We start from the raw sequence: 3,046 nt of genomic DNA, 5'->3' as shown, positions 1-3,046 counted from the left end.
GGTGCGCCATCGTGCCGATGTTGCCGGCCGTTCTTGCCGGCCCCGGCAAGAACGGCCTGCTGCCGAGGCTGGTCCCCGGCAGCAGGCACGACTACCGGCCGAGCATGCTGACTGATGCCGGAGGAGCCTCACCGACAGCCGGGCCGCCAGCGCCGGTCCGGGCGGCGGGCGCAGCGGCAGGAGGCCTGCCGCGCCCGCCCGTGCGCGTGCGGGGGTTGGCGCGGCGCAATGGCCTTCAAAAGGGCGGGGTGCCGATGCCGCGGACGAGGAGGAACGGGCCGTCCGTGTCGACCACCGTCACGGTGCCGGACCGGGCGGCGACGAGGACGAGCGCGTCGCGGTCCTCGCAGGCGAACCGTGCGCTGAGGGCCTCGTCCGTGCTCTCAAGGCGGAGTTCGCCCTCCCACTGGCCCGGGACCTGGGGCCGGTCGGCTGGCGCGGAGGCCTCGGCCCGGACCGTGCGGGTCGGTCACCAGACCAGGGAGGCACGGCAGTCGTACTGGGTTCCGCTCGCGGTGCGCAGGACGGCCGGGCCGTCGTAGGAACGGGTATTCACGCCCCCAGCCTGGTTCCTGGGCGAGGGGCCTGCTCGACAGCGGCCCGCGCGGGCGCCCGCCGGCTGTCAGGGCCGGCGGTGCAGGGCGGTACCGGGCGAGGTCTGGTAGGCCCGGCGGTAGCAGGCGGCGAAATGGCCGACATGGGCGAAACCCCAGCGCATCGCGATCTGGGTGACCTTGGCGGTGCGCGGGTCGGCGGCGAGCAGTTCGGCGGTCCGGCGCCTCGCCGCCATGCTCGCCCCCACCAGCCGGCCTGAGTCTCGGCACGTGGCGCCAGCGGCGCCGTTGCGCGGGACGGCAGTCACGGCAGGCGGATCTCGGCCCACACCGCCTTGCCAGTGGGGTGGAGGCGGCAGCCCCAGGCGGAGGCGATGTGGTCGACGATGCGCAGGCCGCGGTGGTGTGGCTGTCCCGCCCGGGCGGGGAGGATCCGCGGTCGGCCCGGCTGCGTCGGTGACGTCGATGCGCAACCGTTGCCTGCGCGGGTCGAGCCGCAGCTCCAGGGCCAGTGGGCCGCCGGCGTTGGCGAGCAGCTCGGCGGCCACCAGCAGCACGTCGTCCACGACTGCCGCATCCGTGCCGGGCCCGCCGCTGCGCCAGCGCGAGGCGGACGAAATCCAGGCCGCGGCGAACCCCCGTGCCCCGCTCGCCCGGTCCAAAGACCAGGCTGCGGTGGGCGGTGGTGGCAAGTGGTGGGCACATGACCGGACTCGAGCAGGTCGTCGGGGGCGTTCGTCGACCGTCGCGTGTACCCGCCACCGTCCGCATCACGCCTTATCGCGGCGTCCCTCCGGGTTCCGGTACTGCAGTGCCAGTCGCAGGCTGGGAAAGACGGGGAACAGCCCGCCAATGCCGGTGATCGCCAGGGCGCGCCGCACGTTCGCGCTGGGAGCGAGGAGGACCAGCGCGGTGCCACAGCGTGTGCGGCGCGGCGGGCGACGAGCAGCGTGTTCAGTCCGCTGGAGGTGAACAGGCGCACCGCGGAGAGGTCCACGGCGAGGACGGCGGGTCGGCGGTCGAGGGCCGCGTCCAGTGTCCGCTGGAGCTGTTCCTCGTTCTCCGCGTGCATCATTCCGGGCAGTGTGCACACCGCGGCGTGGCCCACTGTTGTGGTGCGGATGCTGATGTCGGTTGCCGGCCCGGCGCGTTGCGCAAGACTGTCGTAGGAGACCATGACATCTCTCCGAGCCCACCGAAGGCTCCACCTGGGGGGTGGGCCGGGGCATCGTTTCCGCGCGGGGATCGGGAGACAGTGCGGCGACAGCCGACGGGCATCCGGGCCGCCAAGGTAGCGACGACCGGTACACCACTCCTACCCCGGTTGCCCGTCCCCACTGGTTTCCGGCCCCACCGATCCGGCAGACATCCGGTGCCCGCGGACAGGGCGGCTGACCTCGCCGGTCACCCGCGCCCGCAACGGCCACTCGCCGCCTGGCTGCTGCGCTTCGGCCGTCATGCAAGCCCGGCGGTGGATCGGCAGCGGCGGAACACCCGCCCGCGCGCGGTGGCCGCGCCACGTATGCCATCCTCTTGCGGCTCGCGCACCGCCCGGGGCACCGTGTGCTGAGCCGTGCACGCGACCTGGCGCACACAGCAATTGCTCTACCGTCCGGCCGCAACTTGGAGGACGGGGCCCATGGCGCCGGTACTGCTGGCTACCCCCGCCCCGTGACGGACCGCAGCATCGTCAGCAGCACCTCTCCGCCGGCGGCAAGTTGGGCATTCGCCTCCTCGGCAGTGGCGCTCAGGATGCCGACGGTGTTCTTCAGGCCGTCGAAGGCGCCGACGAGCACGGTGGCAAGCTGCGCAGGGTCGATCCCGGCCGCCCTGTCGGCCGCCTGCTGGGCGTCGCGGACGAGATCGGCGACATCGTCGATCCAGATCCGCGTCAACTGGGCAGCCAGCGGGCGGGTCTCGGGGACGTCCGTCATGCCGTGGATCAGGCGGGCGATGACCCAGGCGTCCAGGTCGTCGCGATGCAGGTCGAGCATGGTCGGGAGGAGCGCCTCGAGCCGGTCGGCGCCCCTCGGGGTCGCGGCCAGGCGTGTGCGGACCATGTCCAGCCACGGTGCGTGTTTGGCGGACAGCACCGCGATCGCGAGCGCTTCCTTGCTCTCGAAGTGGAAGTGGACCGAGCCCTTGGTCAGTCCGCTCTCGGTGACGACGTCTGCCATCCGGGTGCGGTCGTACCCGAGTCGCGCGAACACTGTCGCGGTCGCCTCCAGGATGCGATCACGGGAGGCGGCTCCATGGGCGGTGGGACCGGGCGGGCGGCCGACCCGCCTGGTCGGGGCACTGTTCCTGCTCGCGCGCACAGACCCTGTCGGACCTGGCCGAGATCATCAACCACCTCTGGGGCACCCGACGCCTGGAGGCCGGCTCTGCCCGGCGCAGGTGGACCGGACGACCGTCGCACTCGGATGGCCCGAGAACAGCGGAAGCACGATTGCGGCCCGCGCCGAGGACTTGACCTCCTCCGAGGAGGACGA

2 protein-coding genes are annotated in these 3,046 nt (G+C 72.9%); both read right to left on the bottom strand.

From position 1 onward, the window contains the following. Positions 1-622 precede the first annotated feature (622 nt). Complete coding sequence (locus AB0P35_RS41775; protein WP_363521769.1) at positions 623-790, bottom strand: helix-turn-helix domain-containing protein; 168 nt, start codon at positions 788-790, stop codon at positions 623-625. A 1,422-nt stretch (positions 791-2,212) separates the two neighbouring features. Further along, on the bottom strand, positions 2,213-2,872 hold the full coding sequence (locus AB0P35_RS41770) for a TetR/AcrR family transcriptional regulator (protein ID WP_363521766.1): 660 nt from the start codon (positions 2,870-2,872) through the stop codon (positions 2,213-2,215). Positions 2,873-3,046: the final 174 nt, after the last annotated feature.

The organism is Kitasatospora sp. NPDC085879 (genome assembly GCF_040686255.1).
Taxonomy (GTDB): domain Bacteria; phylum Actinomycetota; class Actinomycetes; order Streptomycetales; family Streptomycetaceae; genus Kitasatospora.
Note: the sequence above shows the minus strand (reverse complement) of the source record. Positions and strands in the feature narration are given on the sequence as shown.

Excerpts from the sequence above, each read along its gene's own strand:
- AB0P35_RS41775 (WP_363521769.1), bottom strand. The coding sequence starts at position 790 with ATGGCGGCGAGGCGCCGGACCGCCGAACTGCTCGCCGCCGACCCGCGC.